At 47.0% G+C, this 18,818-nt stretch carries 25 protein-coding genes; 13 read left to right on the plus strand and 12 right to left on the minus strand.

Annotated elements, in window-relative coordinates; genetic code table 11:
- Positions 1 to 9: 9 nt before the first annotated feature.
- From AC58UU_RS12740 to AC58UU_RS12755, 4 genes are all read left to right on the plus strand, one after another.
- Positions 10 to 234, plus strand: a complete 225-nt coding sequence (locus AC58UU_RS12740) for a DUF1128 domain-containing protein (protein WP_497316078.1) — start codon at positions 10 to 12, stop codon at positions 232 to 234.
- 193 nt (positions 235 to 427) lie between these two features.
- The gene (locus AC58UU_RS12745) at positions 428 to 736 is read left to right on the plus strand and encodes a hypothetical protein (protein WP_497316080.1); all 309 of its coding nucleotides are present in this window, start codon (positions 428 to 430) and stop codon (positions 734 to 736) included.
- Between the two features lie 59 nt (positions 737 to 795).
- On the plus strand, positions 796 to 1,128 hold the full coding sequence (locus AC58UU_RS12750) for a hypothetical protein (protein WP_497316081.1): 333 nt from the start codon (positions 796 to 798) through the stop codon (positions 1,126 to 1,128).
- Between the two features lie 19 nt (positions 1,129 to 1,147).
- A complete protein-coding gene (locus AC58UU_RS12755; RefSeq protein WP_497316083.1) occupies positions 1,148 to 1,408 on the plus strand; it encodes a hypothetical protein in 261 nt (86 codons plus the stop codon).
- Between the two features lie 22 nt (positions 1,409 to 1,430).
- Here the strand turns inward: AC58UU_RS12755 and AC58UU_RS12760 are convergent, their stop codons facing one another.
- The 7 genes from AC58UU_RS12760 to AC58UU_RS12790 form a co-directional block, all read right to left on the minus strand.
- The gene (locus AC58UU_RS12760; protein ID WP_497316085.1) at positions 1,431 to 1,778 is read right to left on the minus strand and encodes a hypothetical protein; all 348 of its coding nucleotides are present in this window, start codon (positions 1,776 to 1,778) and stop codon (positions 1,431 to 1,433) included.
- 14 nt (positions 1,779 to 1,792) lie between these two features.
- The gene (locus tag AC58UU_RS12765; protein ID WP_497316087.1) at positions 1,793 to 2,323 is read right to left on the minus strand and encodes a hypothetical protein; all 531 of its coding nucleotides are present in this window, start codon (positions 2,321 to 2,323) and stop codon (positions 1,793 to 1,795) included.
- An 8-nt stretch (positions 2,324 to 2,331) separates the two neighbouring features.
- Positions 2,332 to 2,550, minus strand: coding sequence for a hypothetical protein (locus AC58UU_RS12770; RefSeq protein ID WP_497316088.1), 219 nt, complete (start codon positions 2,548 to 2,550; stop codon positions 2,332 to 2,334).
- A gap of 173 nt (positions 2,551 to 2,723) precedes the next feature.
- Positions 2,724 to 3,167 (minus strand): Hsp20/alpha crystallin family protein, encoded by a 444-nt coding sequence (locus tag AC58UU_RS12775; RefSeq protein WP_497316090.1) that lies wholly within the window; start codon positions 3,165 to 3,167, stop codon positions 2,724 to 2,726.
- 100 nt (positions 3,168 to 3,267) lie between these two features.
- Positions 3,268 to 3,561, minus strand: a complete 294-nt coding sequence (locus tag AC58UU_RS12780; RefSeq protein WP_029199178.1) for an alpha/beta-type small acid-soluble spore protein — start codon at positions 3,559 to 3,561, stop codon at positions 3,268 to 3,270.
- Between the two features lie 20 nt (positions 3,562 to 3,581).
- The gene (locus AC58UU_RS12785; protein ID WP_497316092.1) at positions 3,582 to 4,031 is read right to left on the minus strand and encodes a GtrA family protein; all 450 of its coding nucleotides are present in this window, start codon (positions 4,029 to 4,031) and stop codon (positions 3,582 to 3,584) included.
- A gap of 4 nt (positions 4,032 to 4,035) precedes the next feature.
- Entirely contained in the window at positions 4,036 to 5,058 is a 1,023-nt protein-coding gene (locus tag AC58UU_RS12790; protein ID WP_497316094.1) for a glycosyltransferase family 2 protein, read from the minus strand.
- A 206-nt stretch (positions 5,059 to 5,264) separates the two neighbouring features.
- On the opposite strand from AC58UU_RS12790, the gene AC58UU_RS12795 reads away from it, so the two are divergent.
- The 3 genes from AC58UU_RS12795 (at position 5,265) to AC58UU_RS12805 (ending at position 7,457) form a co-directional block, all read left to right on the plus strand.
- Positions 5,265 to 6,530, plus strand: a complete 1,266-nt coding sequence (locus tag AC58UU_RS12795; RefSeq protein ID WP_497316096.1) for a hypothetical protein — start codon at positions 5,265 to 5,267, stop codon at positions 6,528 to 6,530.
- 342 nt (positions 6,531 to 6,872) lie between these two features.
- Entirely contained in the window at positions 6,873 to 7,034 is a 162-nt protein-coding gene (locus AC58UU_RS12800) for a hypothetical protein (protein WP_497316098.1), read from the plus strand.
- 60 nt (positions 7,035 to 7,094) lie between these two features.
- Positions 7,095 to 7,457, plus strand: a complete 363-nt coding sequence (locus tag AC58UU_RS12805) for a VOC family protein (RefSeq protein WP_497316100.1) — start codon at positions 7,095 to 7,097, stop codon at positions 7,455 to 7,457.
- Positions 7,458 to 7,532: 75 nt separating this feature from the next.
- Here the strand turns inward: AC58UU_RS12805 and AC58UU_RS12810 are convergent, their stop codons facing one another.
- On the minus strand, positions 7,533 to 8,138 hold the full coding sequence (locus tag AC58UU_RS12810; protein WP_497316102.1) for a DUF2087 domain-containing protein: 606 nt from the start codon (positions 8,136 to 8,138) through the stop codon (positions 7,533 to 7,535).
- 198 nt (positions 8,139 to 8,336) lie between these two features.
- Here AC58UU_RS12810 and AC58UU_RS12815 point away from each other — a divergent pair, with 198 nt between their 5' ends.
- A complete protein-coding gene (locus tag AC58UU_RS12815) occupies positions 8,337 to 8,975 on the plus strand; it encodes a futalosine hydrolase (protein WP_497316104.1) in 639 nt (212 codons plus the stop codon).
- Between the two features lie 2 nt (positions 8,976 to 8,977).
- Entirely contained in the window at positions 8,978 to 9,847 is an 870-nt protein-coding gene (locus tag AC58UU_RS12820) for a 1,4-dihydroxy-6-naphtoate synthase (protein WP_497316106.1), read from the plus strand.
- A gap of 600 nt (positions 9,848 to 10,447) precedes the next feature.
- Here the strand turns inward: AC58UU_RS12820 and AC58UU_RS12825 are convergent.
- The 3 genes from AC58UU_RS12825 to AC58UU_RS12835 form a co-directional block, all read right to left on the minus strand.
- A complete protein-coding gene (locus AC58UU_RS12825; RefSeq protein ID WP_497316108.1) occupies positions 10,448 to 11,404 on the minus strand; it encodes a D-2-hydroxyacid dehydrogenase in 957 nt (318 codons plus the stop codon).
- A gap of 22 nt (positions 11,405 to 11,426) precedes the next feature.
- A complete protein-coding gene (locus tag AC58UU_RS12830) occupies positions 11,427 to 12,437 on the minus strand; it encodes an RluA family pseudouridine synthase (protein WP_497316110.1) in 1,011 nt (336 codons plus the stop codon).
- 141 nt (positions 12,438 to 12,578) lie between these two features.
- Entirely contained in the window at positions 12,579 to 13,625 is a 1,047-nt protein-coding gene (locus AC58UU_RS12835) for a LacI family DNA-binding transcriptional regulator (RefSeq protein WP_497316112.1), read from the minus strand.
- Positions 13,626 to 13,766: 141 nt separating this feature from the next.
- Between AC58UU_RS12835 and AC58UU_RS12840 the strand changes: the two genes are divergently transcribed.
- The 3 genes from AC58UU_RS12840 (at position 13,767) to AC58UU_RS12850 (ending at position 17,437) form a co-directional block, all read left to right on the plus strand.
- Positions 13,767 to 15,110: an FAD-dependent oxidoreductase gene (locus tag AC58UU_RS12840; RefSeq protein WP_497316114.1), complete on the plus strand. Its 1,344-nt coding sequence runs from the start codon at positions 13,767 to 13,769 to the stop codon at positions 15,108 to 15,110.
- 246 nt (positions 15,111 to 15,356) lie between these two features.
- Positions 15,357 to 15,581: a hypothetical protein gene (locus AC58UU_RS12845; protein ID WP_056831740.1), complete on the plus strand. Its 225-nt coding sequence runs from the start codon at positions 15,357 to 15,359 to the stop codon at positions 15,579 to 15,581.
- Positions 15,582 to 15,673: 92 nt separating this feature from the next.
- On the plus strand, positions 15,674 to 17,437 hold the full coding sequence (locus tag AC58UU_RS12850; protein ID WP_497316116.1) for a B12-binding domain-containing radical SAM protein: 1,764 nt from the start codon (positions 15,674 to 15,676) through the stop codon (positions 17,435 to 17,437).
- 46 nt (positions 17,438 to 17,483) lie between these two features.
- Here the strand turns inward: AC58UU_RS12850 and AC58UU_RS12855 are convergent, their stop codons facing one another.
- Entirely contained in the window at positions 17,484 to 17,864 is a 381-nt protein-coding gene (locus AC58UU_RS12855; protein WP_497316118.1) for a c-type cytochrome, read from the minus strand.
- A gap of 154 nt (positions 17,865 to 18,018) precedes the next feature.
- On the opposite strand from AC58UU_RS12855, the gene AC58UU_RS12860 reads away from it, so the two are divergent.
- Positions 18,019 to 18,786, plus strand: a complete 768-nt coding sequence (locus AC58UU_RS12860; protein ID WP_497316120.1) for a gluconate 2-dehydrogenase subunit 3 family protein — start codon at positions 18,019 to 18,021, stop codon at positions 18,784 to 18,786.
- The last annotated feature ends 32 nt before the right edge of the window (positions 18,787 to 18,818 follow it).

The raw sequence follows: 18,818 nt of genomic DNA on the forward strand, positions 1-18,818 counted from the left end.
CATAAAGCTATGGATTTGAACATTTGGTCGGAAGAAAACGTGGAATATATGTTTGAAGAAATTAAGAGAAAGCTGCGCATGGCTACCGGTGGGTCGATTAAAGCCTCGAACGTCAAGCCGGAAGTATACGAGGACTTGAAGGACTTGTACGATTTGGTCGTCAGCAAAAATAATTTCAGCATAAGCGAAATCGATGCGATTACCACAGAACTTGGTAAGATTCGTAAAGCATAAGCATTTTTTTATCAATAAAAATTGTCGTTTTCTTGGCCTTAGGGCTGGAGATACGGCAATTTTTTTGCGTTGAACGGAGAGAGGGCAACCGCGTATTTTTACCGGAGAATGGACAGCTATCCAAGCGATGTTACCTACACAGCCGTACACTGTAGAGCAATGTATCTCTGGTAGCTGAAGGAGGTGGACGTTCGTGGCATCCAAAATTCGTAAAGACGATGTTCGGAAATTGGTCGGGAAAAATATCGTGGCTCTTAAGAAAGACGGAACTCAAGTAACTGGTAAATTGGTGCGGATCAGCGGTAACACTTTGATTGTTGCTCCACAAAACGGCAAAAAGGTTCAAGTAAAAGCCATTATTCCTTTGGTTTTGTTTGATCTGTTAGCAATTGGCACAGCACCTTATGCTTACGGTGGATATGGATATGGTGGTGGCTTTGGTTATGGCGGTGGCTTTGGCTATCCGTATGGCGGCTTCGGTGGTCCAGGATTCTTCTGGTAAAGGAGGACTCTTTCCCAATTAGGGAAAGGGTCTTTTTTTTGGTACCATTTCGTCTCTGGATGAATAGGCTAACATACAAGTTTCCGGCCAAAGTCCCTCAAGCTGGGCAGAAGAAGCTGGAAGTTAGCCAAGAACAGGGAGTGAGCAGTGTGCCGAGTTCCATCGTTTTTAACATGATTAATATTAATAATCAGAATACGAATGCAACCATCGGGATCGGTGAGAATGCGCAATCCAGCTGGGATTCACACAGCAAGAACAATTACGGAACCGGGGAATGGATCGGAAATTCCGTCTCCGCCAATATTGTTAATTTCATCTATGACAACGACTTTATCGACTCACCTATTAATGATCAGGATTTTAAACCAGCTGTCACTAACCAAGTATAGTTGAATGGTGGGTGAAACCATGTTGAAATTACCGTGCCCACTAGAGCCGCCGCTCATTGAATTTGATTCTATCCATGTTAATTCCATAGCCGATGCATCAGGTATTTTTATCGGCACCAACACACAAGTGAATTGGTCTACAAGTGGGAAAGGGAACCTCGGCCTTGGAGAAATCAACGGTGATCATAATTACGTGCTTTATAATATCAATACGGTTTACGATAATGACATCATCGATGCACCTTATACCAAAGGGGATTTAATCATTGGCCGTGTATAAAAAAAGAATGCTCCGCGCTGCTTCAATCAGCAGTTTGCGGAGCATTTGTTGTTTGTTCAGCCTGCGGACTGGCGGGAGCAGGGGTAAAGCCGGACGTCTGAGCCTGGTTGGCAATCATGTCCTGGAGCCACTCGGGCGTTTCGTTATCGCCGATATTGAGCATATCAAGGAAATCGGAGTCGTTGAGCATAGAGCGAGTTCCGACTAACTGATTGTTGTCGCCTTCGACAGCGCCAAAGCCTTGGACCGTTTTCTGATTGCTTTGAAAATCGGTCGGCCAATTATTGCCCATATTGATGCAAGACGCGCTTTGTACCGATCCGATGCGGATTGAGCCGATAATGAACGTTGGGGACATGAAGGAGGACATTTTGTATCACCTCTTTACGATTTGGACTGTGGTGGTGTGTATTTATAACCGGTCGAGGTTCGCTCAGTTTTCGGAGCGGCAGCAGCTTGTGAAGCAGCATCTACACCTTCAGCAGCTGTACGAGAGCCAGCGTCCTTACTTTCTTTTGACACATGAGCTCGTTTAAAAGCTTCATCAACCGGTACACTTTTCTCATTTGGCTTGGCACCGAAATTGTTGCCTAAATTCAATGAGCCGCTCAGTTCCTTGATATCGAGTTGATCCAGCCGAAAGGTTAAGTTTTCTAAAACGGGTTGATGGATATGCAGGGTATCTATATGTATCTTCGGATGTTTGGCAGTGAGGTCAGCCAATTCTTCTTCCAATTTGCGAAGACGCCGTTCTAATTGCTGAACATGCTGATCATGAACGGGAGACATGGCTTTAACTTCAGATCTAGCTCCAGAACTAGCTTCAGTTCTTGCTGGGGTTGATGCTTTAGCTTTAGCTGTTCCAGTAGCTGGCTGCGTTTTGGGCGGGGACGTTTTCTTTTTTTGAAACCACATGAGTATTCTCAGCTCTTCCGTGTAGATGGTTTAATATCAAAGGTATCGCCATCTTGGACAGTATGCTTGCCACCCAGAATAACATTATGCTCCCCGCTTATTTCCCCGAGCCCCTGATTAAGCTTCTCGGAATGACGTCTTCCGATGATTCGATTCGTCCCCCTATTCACACTGGATGTTTCCGCGATTCCATCAATATGAATAGATTGAAATTGTATGCGCACCACAGTAATCCCTCCAATCCTGCATTTCCGAACGATCTCTTTTATTTATATGGGGACAAAGGGAGATTCATTTCTCTTTTTGGCAAAGATTAATTTTTGGATATGAAAAAGATTACCAACCAATCGGCCAGTAAGGCCGGTCAGAAGGTAATCTTATTTGGTTTACAGTGTGTTCATTAAGTGAACTGTATAGGGATAACTTTCTCTCCATCCGGAGGAGCAAGCGGGATTCGAATGATGAGCAAACCATTGTGATACTGCGCCCGCATTTGATCGGTCATAGCGTTACCGGGCAGGCGGAAAACTCTCTCGAACGCTCCAAAGAATCGCTCGGACAACCGCATTTGCTCATCGAGTACTTGGTAGGGCCGAACGAGCATCCCGCGCATAAGCAGCGATTGGTCACGGAAAGAAAGCTGAATGTGCTCGGGCGAAGACAATCCAGGAACTTCAGCCACAACAACAAGTTCCTGTGGTGTCTCATACATATCAACTCTTGGCCCGGTTAGCGGGATGATACTGGCAATATCCTGCCAGAATTCGGGGCCCAGCACATCGCCAGCTTGCGCCGACAGCCCTTTCCAGTCGGGCTTAGGCGTTCGGTTGCCTGGGGGATTCATCGGCCATCATCACCTAACTTCTACATAGAAAGTAGCGCTGCGAGCAGCTTGCTACTAGTTTATGTACACCCGCGGCGGAATATGGCTGTCTTTCACGAACCTATCGTTGCGGTGGCCGCTGATTTGCGAGTTGCTGCTGCGCCATGCGCACGAGCTCACGCACCATTGCCCCGCCAATCGGCCCTCCGACCTTGCCCGCATCTTCCGAGCTAAGCTGCCCGTTGTAGCCCTGTTGAAGGGGGACGCCAAGCGTTCGGGCTACTTCATATTTGACGAGATCAGGTCGTTCTGGGTTGACATTATACCCCTGATTCTTCATGACTTGCGCCTTGAGCAGTCCCAGGCCGTGTTCCGATCCGGGCACGATGGCCCGGTTGCTTCTTCTTCGTGCCATTAGGCATCACCTCTTGGTGATTAGGATGCCCTGGGGTTGTCCGTACCATGAGTACGGAATGTAAAATATTTATGTCCCAAATAATTTCCAATCGTATACAAGCCATTCCCAACCAAAATGGCAGCATTGTGCAGCCAATCTGCCCGCACGGATGGCATGACAGAGCTTGCTGCTTCTGCAAGCACCCAACTTAAACCATAAGAGACGCCATAACAGCTCAAGATAACAACAGCAAATTTCCACCAACTGCTGCCGACGCTGACATTGGAACGAAACGTAAATGTACGATTCAGCGTGTAGCTTACTAAAGCGCCTAGGGTATTTCCGGCGAATGTGGATATCCAATAATTTAGGTGAAGCAGATTAAAGAAAGCAAAACTGGCTGACAGGCCAACCAACGTATTGAACAAACCGACAAGTAAGAAGCGCGCGAAGCTGCTAGTCAACAAAGCTTTTATCCGGTTCATCATATGATCACCGTGTGGAGCTTACTTGGGTGGATAGAGTATGGACCGCTTCCTGATCCTGGCCAGTTGCTGTCAAATCTTTCTCAATAACGAAAAGCGGACGCTGCTTCACTTCTTTATATATTTTACCTATGTATTCACCAATTAAGCCGAGAGCGAGAAGCTGAACGCCTCCAATGAACCAAACCGAAAGAATAAGCGATGTCCAACCGGTAACGTTAGCTCCGAGGATTTTGCCTACAATTGCGTATAAGCCGGCAACGACACTCAGCGCGAATAGGAGGAAACCCATCAAGGTGACGAAGCGAATCGGGGTTACACTGAACGACGTGATGCCATCGAAGGCGAATGCGAGCATTTTGCGAAGCGGATATTTGGATTCTCCGGCAAAGCGTTCTTTACGGTCGTAATAGACCTGAGTGGATGGGAAGCCGAGTAGAGGCACCATGCCGCGAAGAAATAAATTGACCTCTTGAAATTTCTCCAAATTTTCGAGGGTACGTTTGCTCATTAAGCGGAAATCCGCATGATTGTAATGAATTTTCACACCAAGCGATGTCATTAGTTTATAAAAGCCTTGGGCTGTGGCTCGCTTGAAAAACGTATCCGCTGAACGATCCTGTCGGATGCCGTAAACGATATCGTATCCTTCGTGGAATTTGACGATAAACTCGCGAATGACATTCGTGTCATCTTGCAGATCGGCATCGATCGAAATGACGCAATCCGAATAGGTCTTGGCTTTCATAAGCCCAGCAAGCAAAGCGCTTTGATGGCCGGCATTTTTCGCAAGTTTAAGCCCAGTAATAAAGGGACTGGAGGCGTGGAAGCGTTCAATAAGCGTCCAAGTTGCATCCTTGCTGCCATCGTCGACAAACAGCACTGTGCTTGTGGGAGCAATTAGTTTATCAGAGATGAGAGTTTGTAACACATTGGTAAGTTGGAATACCGTTTCTGGAAGTACTTCTTCTTCGTTATAACAGGGGACCACAATGGTCAAAACGGGATAAACCACAATTCTCGTCTCCATTCTGAAAAGGGGATTAAAAGGTTGATATATGGATTTCATTATATCGTAATGTATGTAAAATATTAATTTTTAACGAAAATTAAACATTTTTAGCAAATGAACGTCCATATTAATAAGTCCTTTACGAATCCTTAACTTGGTAAAAGAGGAGGAATCAGGTAAATTTACAGAAAAGATAAACGATGCTCGGATAGGAGAGATGGAGGGTGGAACTGCTGATAGAGAAAGCACCAAAAAGAAGAAAGGTCAATATGATTCTGTCGATTGTCTTGCTTGTCCTTATTTCTCGTGCACTCATGCTGTTTACTGGATATATCGGAATGAATTTGTTCAGTAAATCTTCTCAGGTACCAGTATATATGCAGAATGTGCCAGGCACCTTGTCCAAGTGGACGGTGAAGCTTCCTGGAGAACTAGTATCTACGGAGAAGGTGAAGTTAGAGGATTTTATCAAGTTTGATACGTATTCCTATTTAAAAATAGCCACGCAAGGTTATGATAAGTTTCGGATGGACGAACAGCATACGGCTGCGAATTGGGTGTTCTTTCCACTATTTCCGCTGCTGATTTTCTTACTTGGTAAAATATTTTGGTTCGAGCCTGCGATAGTCGGTATGATCGTTTCAAATCTATGCTTGCTTGGAGCTCTTATTTATATCTATTTTATTGCCTTGCAGAAGGGTCTCAGTGAACGTCAGGCGGGAACCGTCCTATTGCTAATAGTGATTTACCCATCGTCGCTATACTATACCCTTCCGTACACAGAGAGTCTATTTCTGCTGCTTTCGGCAGCCTCCATCTACTATGCAGGCAGCAAAAAGTATGCACTCGCCTTTATAGCTGCCAGCTTATCTACCGTAACAAGGGTACCTGGGTTTATCAACCTTGCTTTTGTCATGGGTACCGTGTTTATGGACGAAGGGTTCAATTGGACCTGGCGTTACCTGAAATGGTCTTTGTATAGCATTTTGTCCCTTATCCCAATGGGAATTTATCTCCTACATATGAAAATCGTCACCGGTGATTTCTTGGCACCTTTTCATGAACAGAGCTTGCACTGGTTCCGGTATACAACCATCCCATTTGTCAATTATTTGGGTTATTTGAAAAAACCTTACTTCTCCACGCCTGATGGCTGGGATAACGGCTTCATTGCTTTTACTGTTTCGACGGCTGTGTTTGTAGTCTTTTTGAGTTACCTCTTTGTTCATATGAAAAAGATTTTGAAGAATAGGCACGAGCTGCTGTTTTTCGTTTATGGCTTGCTGCTAATCGTCATCCCATTTTCAAGTCAACCCTTATTTCTCGTAAGCGTCGTGCGCTATATGATGGTGAGCATACCGCTTTATTTCTACTTAGTGACGTTAACCGAAAAGTGGGAAAATGTTCGGATTTTCTATATTATGCTGTTTATGATTCTACAGGTTTTCGTGACGATTGGCTTTTTTAATGGGTATTATTTTGTTATCTAAACAGGGTTGAAAAACGAAAAGCGGCCGGGACATGAATCATCGTCCCAGCCGCTTATTATTTTATTACCATCCAAATCCGAAAGTACTAAGAACGATAACCAAGAGGATGTATAAAACGAGGACTACAGCTGTGCCAGTGTAAGGTACAGCAGGACCGCAACCACAACTCATGTCAATCCCTCCCTTCACAAAATTACTATATGTCATTCAACTAGAGGGCGCATGGATGAATGTCCTGTTCTGGATAATTAAAATTAGGTAACATGTCCAACACCTTGTATGTAGAAGCGGATGAGAGGACTGGAGAAGCGATTGCTGGAGGTAGTATAATGGCTTCATTGATTGCAGCTTGACCTACAGATGCCCAAATTGTCCCACTATCATCCACTAACCGCGGAGGGACCCATCCGTTTGTTTGGCGTGCGCTTATTGCCATGGGGGCTTTCGAGCAAAGGAAGCAATCGAAGACTGTCGTATTTTTACAAGACGAATAAGGAACGTTAATGCTATGATTCCAACTGAGACAAGGGTTAAATCAACGAACACAAACAGGGAGGAATCCTCATGATTCAGAAGATAGCAACGGTTGGCATTTATGTGGAGGATCAACAAAAGGCAAAAACATTTTGGACCGAAAAAGTTGGATTTGAAGTCGTTCGTGAAACACCAATGGGTCCTAATTCCTTCTGGTTAGAGGTAGCGCCGCAAGGAGCGGAGTCCGCACTAGTCATTTATCCGAAAAGCATGATGACAAATTATGCCGAACTTAAGCCTTCTGTGGTCTTTGTTACGGATGATATCCAGACGACCTACACGAACATGAAGTCCAAAGGCGTTGAATTCGAAGGGGAGCTATCCAAGATGCAGTGGGGAACTTTTGCCACATTTAAGGATGAGGATGGTAATACGTTTCTTTTAAAAGGGTAAGGAAATAAAGGCAAGGACGAGTTCTTAGGTTGAGTAATCGACTGGGAATCGTCCTTTTTTTATATCCAATCTGAATTAGGATAAATTCTCCCATTTGGCCCACATCTCCACTGGATTAAGTTCATATATCTCGTTCTCGCGAAACATGAACTGGTGCATAATGAATTCTCGTCGAATCGTTGCGAAATCAGGGTGGTAGTTCTTAATGAATGTATTCAGTTCCTTCTCTGTGTAGGTGCGTCCTTTTTCAAGCTGCTCTACAAGATGTTCTAGGACGATAAGTTTTTTCTTGAGCTGAGCGGGGATATGCTTGAGTTTGCCATCTAAGGTTATAAAGTTCCGAATGACAGATTGCTTGAGGTTCAGATTACGATCTTCATCTTTCATTGATTCTGTATCTCCCTTCTTATTTTTGAAAATGAGATCAGCCGTCGCGGTGGCATTACTGCGAATGAAATACTCATCTAAAGAGAAGTAAATCGTGTTCTTGTCTCTACGCTCATTGATGAGGCTAGCCTCGCGAAGCTTGGCTGCGTGATGGGTAATGGTTGCTGGGGTAACACCCAATTTCTCGGCAAGAACTTGACCGTTAAGCTCTCCATCGGCTAGTAAAATAAGCATGCGTATACGCGTTGCGTCTGCGAGAGCCTTGTGATAAGTAATGATTTTATCTAATTGCATGGCGGGTGTACCTCCTTAAAAGATCATCTAATTTGACAAGTATCTAATTAGATGATAATTAAATTGAATGAAATTGTCAACACGATTAATCGATCGAGAAAGTTGGTTATTCCTCGAAAGTTTCCTATTTGATCATGGTCATGTAAAATAATCGTATATAAGAATGGTTATTGATCATAAAAGGGGATTGGAATAACGATGCGTGTACTTGTAATGACAGCTGTAGCTCCTGAAAGAGATGCAGTCCAGCGCGGCCTTGGCCATGACAGCAGGTTTGAATTTGCCTTAGCTGGCGTTGGACTTGCTGTGGCAGCAGTGAACGGAGCGTTAGAGCTTGCGAAAGCTGAATATGATTTGGTTGTAATCGCTGGTATTGCTGGCGGATTTGTAGGTCAAGCGGAGATAGGCTCGCTTGTTGTGGCGAGCGAGATCATCGCCGCTGACCTTGGCGTTGAGCTGCTGGATGGTTTCAGCAGCTTGGACGAGCTTGGCTTCGGCTCGACGCGCGTTGGTGTTGCCGCGGATGTGGCCGAGCGAGTGACAGCGGCGTTGTTAGCCGCTGGTCTGCCGGCGCAGATGGCGCCAGTACTCACGGTAGCAACGGCCACTGGGACGGCAGCGACAGCGACTGCGCTGGCTACTCGCGTGCCAGGAGCCGCTGCCGAAGCCATGGAAGGCTTCGGCATTGCGACAGCTGCGCAGCAGCGTGGCGTGCCAGTGTTGGAGATCCGAGCGATCTCCAATGCGGTTGGTCCTCGTGACCGAGACGCTTGGCGTATCGGTGATGCTTTTAAGGCTTTAGAAGCAGCAAGTTCAGTCTTAGCGGAGGTGCTTTAATTATGAAGATTGCGTACTCACCTTGTCCAAATGATACATTTGTTTTCCATGCTTGGGCGCATGGGTTAATCCCAGGTGCCCCTGAGCTGGATGTCTTATATGCCGACATCGACATTACGAACAAGCTAGCTGCTGAAGGCAGCGGGCCGGATGTCCTCAAGATCTCTTACGCAGCACTGCCTTGGGTGCTGAAGGACTACGCCCTGCTGCCCTGCGGCGGCGCCTTGGGCAGAGGCTGCGGACCGCTGGTGCTGACGAAGACCAGCGGCGCAGTGGGAACGGTGGGAACAGCGGGGACAACATTGCCAGACCCGGCCATGCTCAGCGGCCGCCGGGTCGCTGTGCCGAGCGAGCGTTCGACCGCGTACTTACTGTTCCGCCTCTGGGCGGCACAGAACGTTCCGGGCGGCGTTGGCGAAATCGTGGTCATGCCGTTCCACGAGATCATGCCCGCAGTACGGGACGGCCTAATCGATGCCGGCCTTGTCATTCATGAAGCGCGCTTCACTTACCCGTCTTACGGGTTAGCGCTTCTCACAGATCTGGGCAGTTGGTGGGAGTCAGACACCAACCTGCCGATCCCGCTGGGCGCCATCATTGCGCGGCGCTCCATGGATCTTGAGGCGCTTGCGGGCTGGGCCCGCGCCTCGGTCGAATACGCGTGGGCGCATCCGGAAGCATCGCGCGACTACGTCATGGCGCACGCGCAGGAGATGGACCCTCAGGTCGCGCAAGCGCACATCGACCTGTACGTCAATGAGTTTACCGCTGATCTGGGTGAGAGCGGCTATGGCGCCGTCTTGACCTTGCTCCAGCGGGCTGCGGAGGAAGGGCTCGTGCCGCAGATGGATTATGCGGCATTGCTGAAATAACGCTATAAAATCGAAAAACCGCTTAAGTGAGCTAACACTTAAGCGGTCAAAATAACGGGGCGTGGATACCCGCAGCCCGCATATAGAGAAGACCACCGATTAGGGAGCGAACCCTATCACGGTGGTTTTTTTGATCCTATAAGGCTGATTTCATTCATGTTCGCAGGGCGCGAGAGTAGGCTAGATCAGCTGATTGGTTTTCCTAATTCAAGCCCCGTAGTGATGTTTTTCATCACTAAAGTGTGCATGAGGAGGAAATGAGCTTCGATAGCGATATAAAACATCCTTACAACTATCGTACCCAAGTGAAATAGTCTAATCTACTCGCCATAGCGATGTTTTTCATCGCTAATGTGTGCATGAAGAGGAAATGTGTTTCGATAGCGATATAAAACATCCTTAAAACTGCCGAACCCAAGTGAAATAGTCTAATCTGCTCGCTGTAACGATGTTTTTCATCGCTAAAGTGTGCATGAGGAGGAAATGAGCTTCGTAGCGCTGTAAAACATCACTAAATCCACCACACAACAGGGGTGCACGGCACGATTCCCAGAATTCACTCATTCACTCACTCACTCACTCACTCACTCACTCCACTCACTACCCAACCACATTCACTGGACGCCCATCTAGATAAGCGCGCACATTACCAATTGCCGTATCCATCAGTCTAGCTCGTGCTTCTTTAGTAGCCCACGCGATATGCGGGGTAATGATCACATTTTTCGCATGCAGCAAGGGATTGTCTGGTCGAGGCGGTTCTACGGTCAGCACATCGAGACCGGCTCCTGCCAATCTGCCTTCGTTGAGCGCATGAGCGACATCCTCCTCATTGAGAAGACCGCCTCGTGCTGTATTAATTAATATAGCCGTCGGTTTCATTTGAGCTATCCGTTTAGCATCTATCAGTTGATTCGTTGCCGGTGTCAATGGACAGTGGAGACTAATAACATCAGAGCGCTGCAGCAGCTCGTCGAGATGCACCCACTCGATACCCTCAACAGGTTGAGGGACATTTCTTCCGCTGCCAGTCGCGATAATTTTCATCCCCATCGCCTGTGCTATCAACGCGGTTTGTTTGCCGATTTGCCCTAAGCCTATCAGTCCCATGGTTTGACCGCTTAACTCCACGAGCGGAGATCGGGTGTAGCTGAAATCAATTGACCCAGACCAATCCCCACTAAGCACGCTGTCACTATGCTGCTGTACCCGATGGCAAAACTCCAATAACAAAGCAAAGACCAGTTGAGCAACAGAATGCGAGCTGTAAGCAGGAACGTTAGTGACAATAATGCCATTCTCCTTGGCAGCCTGAATATCAACAATATTGTATCCGGTCGCAAGTACGCCGATATAGCGAAGCTTGGGCAGCTGCTGAATCATTTGAGCGGAAAGCGGCGTCTTATTCGTCAGCACAATCTCCGCGTCAGCAGCGCGCTCAATGATCTGCGATTCAGCGGTTCGATCATAGACAGCAAGCTCACCGAGTGAATCTAATCCGCTCCAGTCCAGATCGCCAGGATTTAGTGTGTAGCCATCAAGCACAACGATTTGCATCTCTTATCGCTCCCCAAGCCAATTATTTCTTCGCAGGTAACTCTTTAAATGGATTCAAAAACACCTTCGGAATATGCGTCTCAAATCGCAGCAGCTGACCCGTTGTTGGATGCAAAAATGCAAGCACACGCGCATGCAGTCCAAGGCGGCCGATTTCCTTCGTTTTTGAACCGTATTTCTTATCGCCAACAACCGGGTGGCCGATGTCTTGCATATGAACGCGGATTTGATTTTTGCGGCCGGTTTCGAGATTAACTTCTAACAGTGAGAAGCTCTTGTTCGCTTGTAACGTTTTATAATGAGTAACTGCGTGTTGTCCATCATTCGGATACGGCGTCGAAAACATTTTAAGCGACTTCGTATGCTCTTTGAGCCATGAGGAAATGGTTCCTTCAGGCTTCTTCACCATGCCTTCAACCAGAGCAACATAAGTACGCTCTTTGACACTTTCTTGCCAAGTGTTCTGTAGGTGCTGCTGAGTCTCCTCGTTTTTGGCAAACATCATCACGCCGGATGTATCTCGATCCAGTCTATGTACAACGAAAATCCGAGCCTTCGGATCGTGGTTCCGAACATGTGCCGTGAGCTGACGATAGGCCGTAATCTCATTTTCTTTTGTATTTGTGGCGATAGATAAAAGCCCGGCATCCTTTTGAATGACAATCACATCTTCATCTTCGTGCAAAATTGTCATGCCAGCAAGCGGGATATCTTCGACGATTTTATCCTTGTTAATGGTGACCGTTTGCTCTGGCTGCAATGGATAGTTGTAAGCTGTTACGGCTTTGCCATTCACTGCGACTTGTCCACGGGCAAGTATGGCTTTAACCGAATTCCGTCCCAAACTCGAAAGCTTTTCTATTAAAAAAGGCAGAAGCTCAGAGGACTCCTTGACGGTGTACTGGCGAGTGCTCATCTCTTGGTTACCTTTGGACGGAGTAGGATTCTGGCTCAGACTCTTATTTTGCTTGAATTTGGAATTCTGGTTCTGGTTTTTATTTGGACTTTGAAACTTACCTTGCTTCTTTTGCATAAAAAAGACCTCCTATTGCGATCGCTTACCTTCCGGTCAGATCATTCACCTTACAATATACCACGTTCGCAAAAGCAAAAGAAACGCTATGAGGGAAGATCCTATATAGCGCGCGACTTTCAAGGTATATCCCAAGGGAAATTACTTATCCGCTACCTGTCCCGCCAGCTTCTGAATCGTGCTCCCCGCGAAAAATTCTCCCTGTAACCGCACATGTTCAAAGGGTAAATGTGGATTCGCAATTCGCCAAAGCATTCGATCCGCTGAGCGATAGCCGGTTTCTCGAATCGGCAGCAACGGGCGCGAGCACAGTGGAAGCGTGTCACTTTGTTCATTAAGTAGTGCGACTAACGAGCATTGCTGTGGAACAGCAACCCCTAAGTGGCGCAGCGTGTGATACACAGGCGCAGCTTCCTCATCGATACCGCAAATAACGGCAGTTGGCTTGTGCGTCCTATAGAGAACTCCGAAATTCTGCAGCCATCGATCTGTGCCGTCTCGCTCCGTTGCGTGCTCTTGCGGATCCACCGAAAACCCGGCTTCTTTCATCGCCTCACGAAAGGCCTGCCACCGGATAACGAAGCCACGTTGATCCAACGCATCCCCCACATACATAATCTTCCGATGCCCCATTCGCACGAGCCTTCGAACAGCTTGAAAAACAGCCTCGTATACATCCCAAATCACACTATCTACCTTGGTTTCCGGCGGTGGGAAGTTCAGCAGAATACGAGGAAGCGGAAGCTCCAACAATTTCAACTCTAGAAGATCCAAATTCATCCGCGGTGCAATGAACACACCTTCCGCATACATCAGCTCTTGCTCCTCGGCCCATGCTTCAAATTGCGATGGCTTCAGCTGCGGAGGAATGAGGAGAGGCTGCACCGTGTGGCCGAATTCCATGAATCTTTCATGCAGTCCTTGCAGCAATAGTCGATTGAAGTTTAAAGACTGTTTATTTTGGACCAGCACAAACCGGCGCTTCACAACAGGATAGGGTGAAATATGATCCAGCTGCAGCGTTTGTTTCTGATCTTTGGTCATATAGCCAAGCTCGCGTGCAAGCCGGAACACTTCACTTCGTGTCTGTTCGGACATTCCGGGGAGTCCACGCAGCGCTTTAGACACCGTTTGTATAGTAAGACCGAGCTCAGCGGCCAAATTATGAAGCGTAATTCGTTTGCGCATATGTCGTTGAAATCCCCTTTTCAAATTAACGAATGAACTGTAATTTTAAACTAAATTTAAACTAAAAAGAAGGTTGAATTTAAACTACACTAAGGGGGAAGCAAGGAACTCAGAAGAACTTAAACAAAAGGAGTAATACAGATGAACAAAATAATAGAAGCAGATATCGTCGTTGTAGGCGGAGGTCCAGCTGGTGTGAACGCAGCCATTGCTGCCGGACGGAGCGGGGCTAAGACAGTTTTGATCGAGAAATACGGCTTTATTGGCGGGATGTCAACCGCTGCACTTGTTTATCCATGGATGACATTTCATACAACAGATGGCAAGCAAGTCATTAAAGGACTTGCGCAAGAGATCATCGACCGCCTCATGGCAATGAATGCATCCCCCGGTCATCTTCGGGACACAGTGGGCTTTGTGAATACAATTACGCCATATCACCCTGAGATTTATAAAGTGCTTGCTGTTGATATGTTGAAAGAAGCGGGTGTTAAGCTGCTATTCCATAGCTTTGTTGATCATGTAGAGACTGTGGACAACAGTATCCAGTCCGTACAATTAACGTCCAAGTCGGGTAGAATTGATGTGAAGGGCAAAGTATTCATCGATACAACAGGAGATGCGGATCTTGCTTATTTATCAGGAGCACCTTGTTTACAAGGGCGTGACGGCGATAAACTCACACAACCGATGACGATGAAGTTCCGGATGCGCGGTGTGGACTTGGCAGTCGTCAAACAGTACATGATCGACCATCCGGATGAATTTTATAAAAAGACACCGATTGCTGAGCTTGCTGATCTGCCTTTATCTGGTGTTTTGGGTTATTACAAGCACTGGAAGGAAGCGAACCTGCCGATTAATCGAGATCAAGTGCTCTTCTTCACAGGTCCTGAAGCCGACGAAGTACTGGTCAACACTACGCGTGTACAAGGGCTTGATGGTACCGATGTAGAGGATTTGACGGAGGCTGAAGAGCTAGGTCGTAAGCAGGTGTTGATGGTAGCAGAATTCATGAAGAACAACCTACCTGGGTTCGAAAAAGCCTCAATTTCATCGGTAGGCGCTCAAATCGGTATCCGTGAAACGCGCCGTATTGACGGTCAATATGCTCTGCAGGTTGCCGATGTCGTGCAAGGACGCCATTTTGAAGATGTTATCGCACGCAGCGGTTATCCGATTGACATTCACGATCCATCCGGCAAAGGTGTGACTGCTGCTTGGGTCGAAGGTGACGGAGCTTACGACATCCCATACCGCTGCCTGCTGCCGCAAAAAATTGAGAACCTGCTGACCGCAGGGCGCTGTATCTCAACGACGCATGAAGCACTCGCAACAACGCGTCTCACCCCAAGCTGTATGGCAACAGGGCAAGCAGCCGGTTCAGCAGCAGGACTTGCTGTTAAGCATGGCATTCAACCTGCGGAAATTGATATTGCGGAGCTGCAATCAGTTCTCGTGCAAGACGGGGCAGTGTTAAAGTAGCAAAATGCCTCTCAGAGAAAGCCTAGTAGCCTCCTCGCCGAATAAGGGCGGAAAAGGCACTTAAAAGCTTAGTAGATGAGCTGAGAAGGCAGAAAAGGCCTTCTCAGCCAAAGTTCAAACGCATCCCCGTCGAATAGGTGCCCAAAACGCGCTTAAAAGCCAACAACTGTATGCCCACCTCCAAAAAAGGGAACACTACTACTTACATGCTGCAACTCTACATGTGAGAAAAGGTGGGAATTCCTTATGCTTTTATATCAGTTAACGCAATGGTTCGAAGAGCGCACCACCCTGCAAAAGGCTTTGCAAAGTGGACCTGCTGAAAATACCGGTGAATTGCAACAAAGAATGCAAGAAGTCGAAGATCAGCTGTATTCCCATGCCGAACGCTGGAAAAATGCGATTCAGGAAGCCTCCTATTTGCAGTTCCCTTATGAGAACCCTCAATTGGATGATGATATGGTTCTTTAGTCTTCTTTGGGAGGGCTTACCTTTGTATTTCCTCGGTTTTCGTGTAGAATTAGATCGTACGATAAACGAGAACAGAACGAGGTTTTTTGAAAATGAAAGTACTTGTATCCACACTTAATGCTAAATTCATTCATACCTCCTTGGCCTTACGCTATCTGAAAGCGTTCTGCGAGAAGGATTTTGATGTTGAAATTACAGAATATACGATCAAAGACCCTGTCATGAACGTCGTTTCGGACATTTATCAAAAGGCCCCGGATGTACTGGGTTTTTCTTGTTATATTTGGAACATAGAAGAAACGATAACGATTATTAAAATGATCAAAAAGATTAGGCCAGATCTCTTGATCATGCTTGGCGGCCCTGAAGTCTCTTATGATACCGAGTACTGGATGAATCGCATTCCTGAGGTTGATTTCATTGTGATGGGTGAAGGGGAAGAGACCTTCCATCAACTGCTGACGGAAATTTCAACGACTCGCAAATATCATTTTGTTTATGGACTGGCTTATCGCAAAGGCGAGGAAATCGTACTAATGCCAGGCAGACCTAAGCTGAAGCTGGATGATATCCCGTCTCCGCACCGTTTTGCAGAAGATGTGCCGAGTCTGGCTAATCGTGTTGTGTATTTCGAGACGAGCCGTGGCTGTCCTTTCTCCTGCCAATTCTGCTTATCGAGTATTGAGGTCGGTGTACGGTATTTTGATATGGAACGTACCAAGTCAGACCTGCTGTACTTAATTGACTCCGGCGCGAAGCTAATCAAGTTCGTGGATCGGACGTTTAATATTAAGCGTGATTATGCGATGGAAATCTTTGAATTCCTCATTGCCAATCATCGCGGCACCGTGTTCCAGTTTGAGATTACTGCGGACATTATGCGTCCAGAAGTTCTCGATTACCTAGCAGAGAATGCCCCTCCGGGTACATTCCGCTTTGAGATTGGGGTTCAATCTACGAATGATACGACCAACGATTTGGTGCAGCGCAGGCAGAATTTCTTCAAGCTGAGCCGTACGGTATCTAAGGTGAAAAATAGCCTGAAAATCGATCAGCATCTCGATCTTATAGCCGGATTGCCGGAAGAGGATTATAACTCGTTCCGCAAGACTTTTAACGATGTCTTTGAACTAGGACCGGAAGAGCTGCAGCTCGGGTTCCTGAAAATGCTGCGCGGCACGGGGATGCGCAATGACGCGCATAAATACGGCTATGTTTACATGGACCACGCGCCTTACGAGATTCTCGGCAATGACATTCTGCCATTCACTGATTTGATTCGCATCAAACGGGTGGAGGATGTGCTCGAGAAATATTGGAACGCGCACCGCATGGATCATACGGTCAAATATTTAATCGCCAAAGAATTCGCTTCTGCGTTTGATTTCTTTCAAGAGTTCGGCGACTTCTGGGAAGGCCGCGGTTGGCAGAAGATTGGGCATCAGCTCGAGGATTTGTTTACCCGATTGCGCGACTTCCTGATACATCGTGAAACGAAAAACATGCACGTCATTGAAGGCTTGATGAAACTGGATTATTTCCTGGGTCATAAATATAAGCCGCGCAAAATCTGGTGGGATTTCACCTTGGAGAAGTCCGAGCAAAACGCTTACCTCAAGCTGCTGGCTGATCAGCCTGAGCTTGTGAGCGGAGACTTCCACCATCTCCGCATAAACGAAAAAGACCTCCACAAGCATGCCATGCTTGAGGTATTGCCTTTCGCTTTGCAGACGTATCTGCAAAGCGGAGAGATTGACGAAAGCAGCAAAGAGCTGCTTGTTGTGCACTTCCCGCCGGACACGCAGCAGCCGGCCAGCTACTACACCATGCCGCTGCGCCAATTGGCGACAACATAAAAAAGCTTCGCTTTCCTTCTCGGAGAGCGAAGCTTTTTTGCATCCGTTATTTCTTGTCTGCAAGCCAAACAGCTAGGGAGCTGATTTCATCATCCGTAAGCTTCCCTTTGAAGCTGGGCATCGCGCCTTTGCCATTCGTTATAATCGTTGCAAGCTCGTCCTTGGAACGCTTACTGCCTTCTTTCTGTAAATTAGGTCCTACTGCACCCTCAAGGTTAACACCATGGCAACTCACGCAGCTTTGTTTAAAAACAGCTTGGGCGTCGACTTTGGTTGTTGCTCCGCTGCTAGTTGCTGCTGGGGTTCCTGTTGCCGTTGGGGTTCCTGTTGCTGCTGGAGTTCCCGTTGTTGCCGGAGGTGTCGTCTTCCCACAGGCAGCTAGGGAGAAGGCTAACAATAGAAAGAGGCATAGAAATGATTTGTTCAACTGCATCATTCTCCTTCTTGTATTTCATTCGAGTTCTGTCACTACATTTCCCGAATTCGCTACTTTTCATGCAATCGGAATAATTAATGAACCGGTCGCTCATCCTATCCATAACAACCAATTTATACTAAAAACTCCAAGGAGGAATGAGAAATTGGCGGACAAAAACAAAGTAAGTTCTCCAGATCACTCACGGCGTCGTTTTTTGAAATATACCGGGACTGCTATTGGCGGTGTAGTAGTGGGAGGCGTAGTCGGCAGTGCGCTTTCGGGAGGATTTGGAAAAAAACAGGCGGCTCCTGCACCAGCACCATCAACAGCGCCACAAGCTGCAGCCGATTATAATCAAGCCCCTATGTTTTTTAATCAAGCGCAGCTGCAGCTGACGGAAGCGGCGGCTGAACGTATTTTTCCCAAAGATGAAAATGGACCGGGAGCAACAGATTTGGGCGTCGTTTTTTATATTGACCATCAATTGGCCAGTCCATGGGGGGTGAATTCCCGTGAGTATCGGACAGGTCCTTTTATAAAAGGGGAGGTGACGCAGGGGGATTATCAAAGTATCCAGCGCCACGAGTTATTCACGATGGGGCTTCAAAGTATGGAAGAGGCTTGCAAAACCAAATATTCCAAGTCCTTTGTTGATTTGACGCCGGAGGAGAAGGATGCGATTCTGACATCCATGGAAAAAGGCGAGATCATGGTCATTAACGGAATAACGGGCAAAACATTCTTCAATCTATTCTGCAGGCTGACCATGGAGGGCGTTTACTGCGATCCGCTGTATGGGGGTAACAAGAACATGTTGGGATGGAAGATGCGTAAATATCCAGGTAATCAGATGACTTACGCCACTATTATGGAGAAGGATCAGTTCGTGGTCATGGATCCGCGTAGTTTGCATGATCATTTCGCCCATTAGTGAAAACACAAACATAGGTGAGAAAGGAAAGA

It is taken from the genome of Paenibacillus sp. JT22N1 (assembly GCF_059692155.1).

Bases quoted from the DNA above. Each gene is read 5' to 3' on its own strand.
- AC58UU_RS12755 (WP_497316083.1), top strand. From the start codon at position 1,148: ATGTTGAAATTACCGTGCCCACTAGAGCCGCCGCTCATTGAATTTGAT.
- AC58UU_RS12785 (WP_497316092.1), bottom strand. From the start codon at position 4,031: ATGATGAACCGGATAAAAGCTTTGTTGACTAGCAGCTTCGCGCGCTTC.
- AC58UU_RS12760 (WP_497316085.1), bottom strand. From the start codon at position 1,778: ATGTCCTCCTTCATGTCCCCAACGTTCATTATCGGCTCAATCCGCATC.
- AC58UU_RS12825 (WP_497316108.1), bottom strand. From the start codon at position 11,404: ATGCAAATCGTTGTGCTTGATGGCTACACACTAAATCCTGGCGATCTG.
- AC58UU_RS12820 (WP_497316106.1), top strand. From the start codon at position 8,978: ATGAAGATTGCGTACTCACCTTGTCCAAATGATACATTTGTTTTCCAT.
- AC58UU_RS12810 (WP_497316102.1), bottom strand. From the start codon at position 8,138: ATGCAATTAGATAAAATCATTACTTATCACAAGGCTCTCGCAGACGCA.
- AC58UU_RS12790 (WP_497316094.1), bottom strand. From the start codon at position 5,058: ATGGAGACGAGAATTGTGGTTTATCCCGTTTTGACCATTGTGGTCCCC.
- AC58UU_RS12750 (WP_497316081.1), top strand. From the start codon at position 796: ATGAATAGGCTAACATACAAGTTTCCGGCCAAAGTCCCTCAAGCTGGG.
- AC58UU_RS12835 (WP_497316112.1), bottom strand. From the start codon at position 13,625: ATGCGCAAACGAATTACGCTTCATAATTTGGCCGCTGAGCTCGGTCTT.
- AC58UU_RS12765 (WP_497316087.1), bottom strand. From the start codon at position 2,323: ATGTGGTTTCAAAAAAAGAAAACGTCCCCGCCCAAAACGCAGCCAGCT.
- AC58UU_RS12815 (WP_497316104.1), top strand. From the start codon at position 8,337: ATGCGTGTACTTGTAATGACAGCTGTAGCTCCTGAAAGAGATGCAGTC.
- AC58UU_RS12840 (WP_497316114.1), top strand. From the start codon at position 13,767: ATGAACAAAATAATAGAAGCAGATATCGTCGTTGTAGGCGGAGGTCCA.
- AC58UU_RS12830 (WP_497316110.1), bottom strand. From the start codon at position 12,437: ATGCAAAAGAAGCAAGGTAAGTTTCAAAGTCCAAATAAAAACCAGAAC.
- AC58UU_RS12775 (WP_497316090.1), bottom strand. From the start codon at position 3,167: ATGAATCCCCCAGGCAACCGAACGCCTAAGCCCGACTGGAAAGGGCTG.
- AC58UU_RS12845 (WP_056831740.1), top strand. From the start codon at position 15,357: ATGCTTTTATATCAGTTAACGCAATGGTTCGAAGAGCGCACCACCCTG.
- AC58UU_RS12805 (WP_497316100.1), top strand. From the start codon at position 7,095: ATGATTCAGAAGATAGCAACGGTTGGCATTTATGTGGAGGATCAACAA.
- AC58UU_RS12850 (WP_497316116.1), top strand. From the start codon at position 15,674: ATGAAAGTACTTGTATCCACACTTAATGCTAAATTCATTCATACCTCC.
- AC58UU_RS12780 (WP_029199178.1), bottom strand. From the start codon at position 3,561: ATGGCACGAAGAAGAAGCAACCGGGCCATCGTGCCCGGATCGGAACAC.
- AC58UU_RS12740 (WP_497316078.1), top strand. From the start codon at position 10: ATGGATTTGAACATTTGGTCGGAAGAAAACGTGGAATATATGTTTGAA.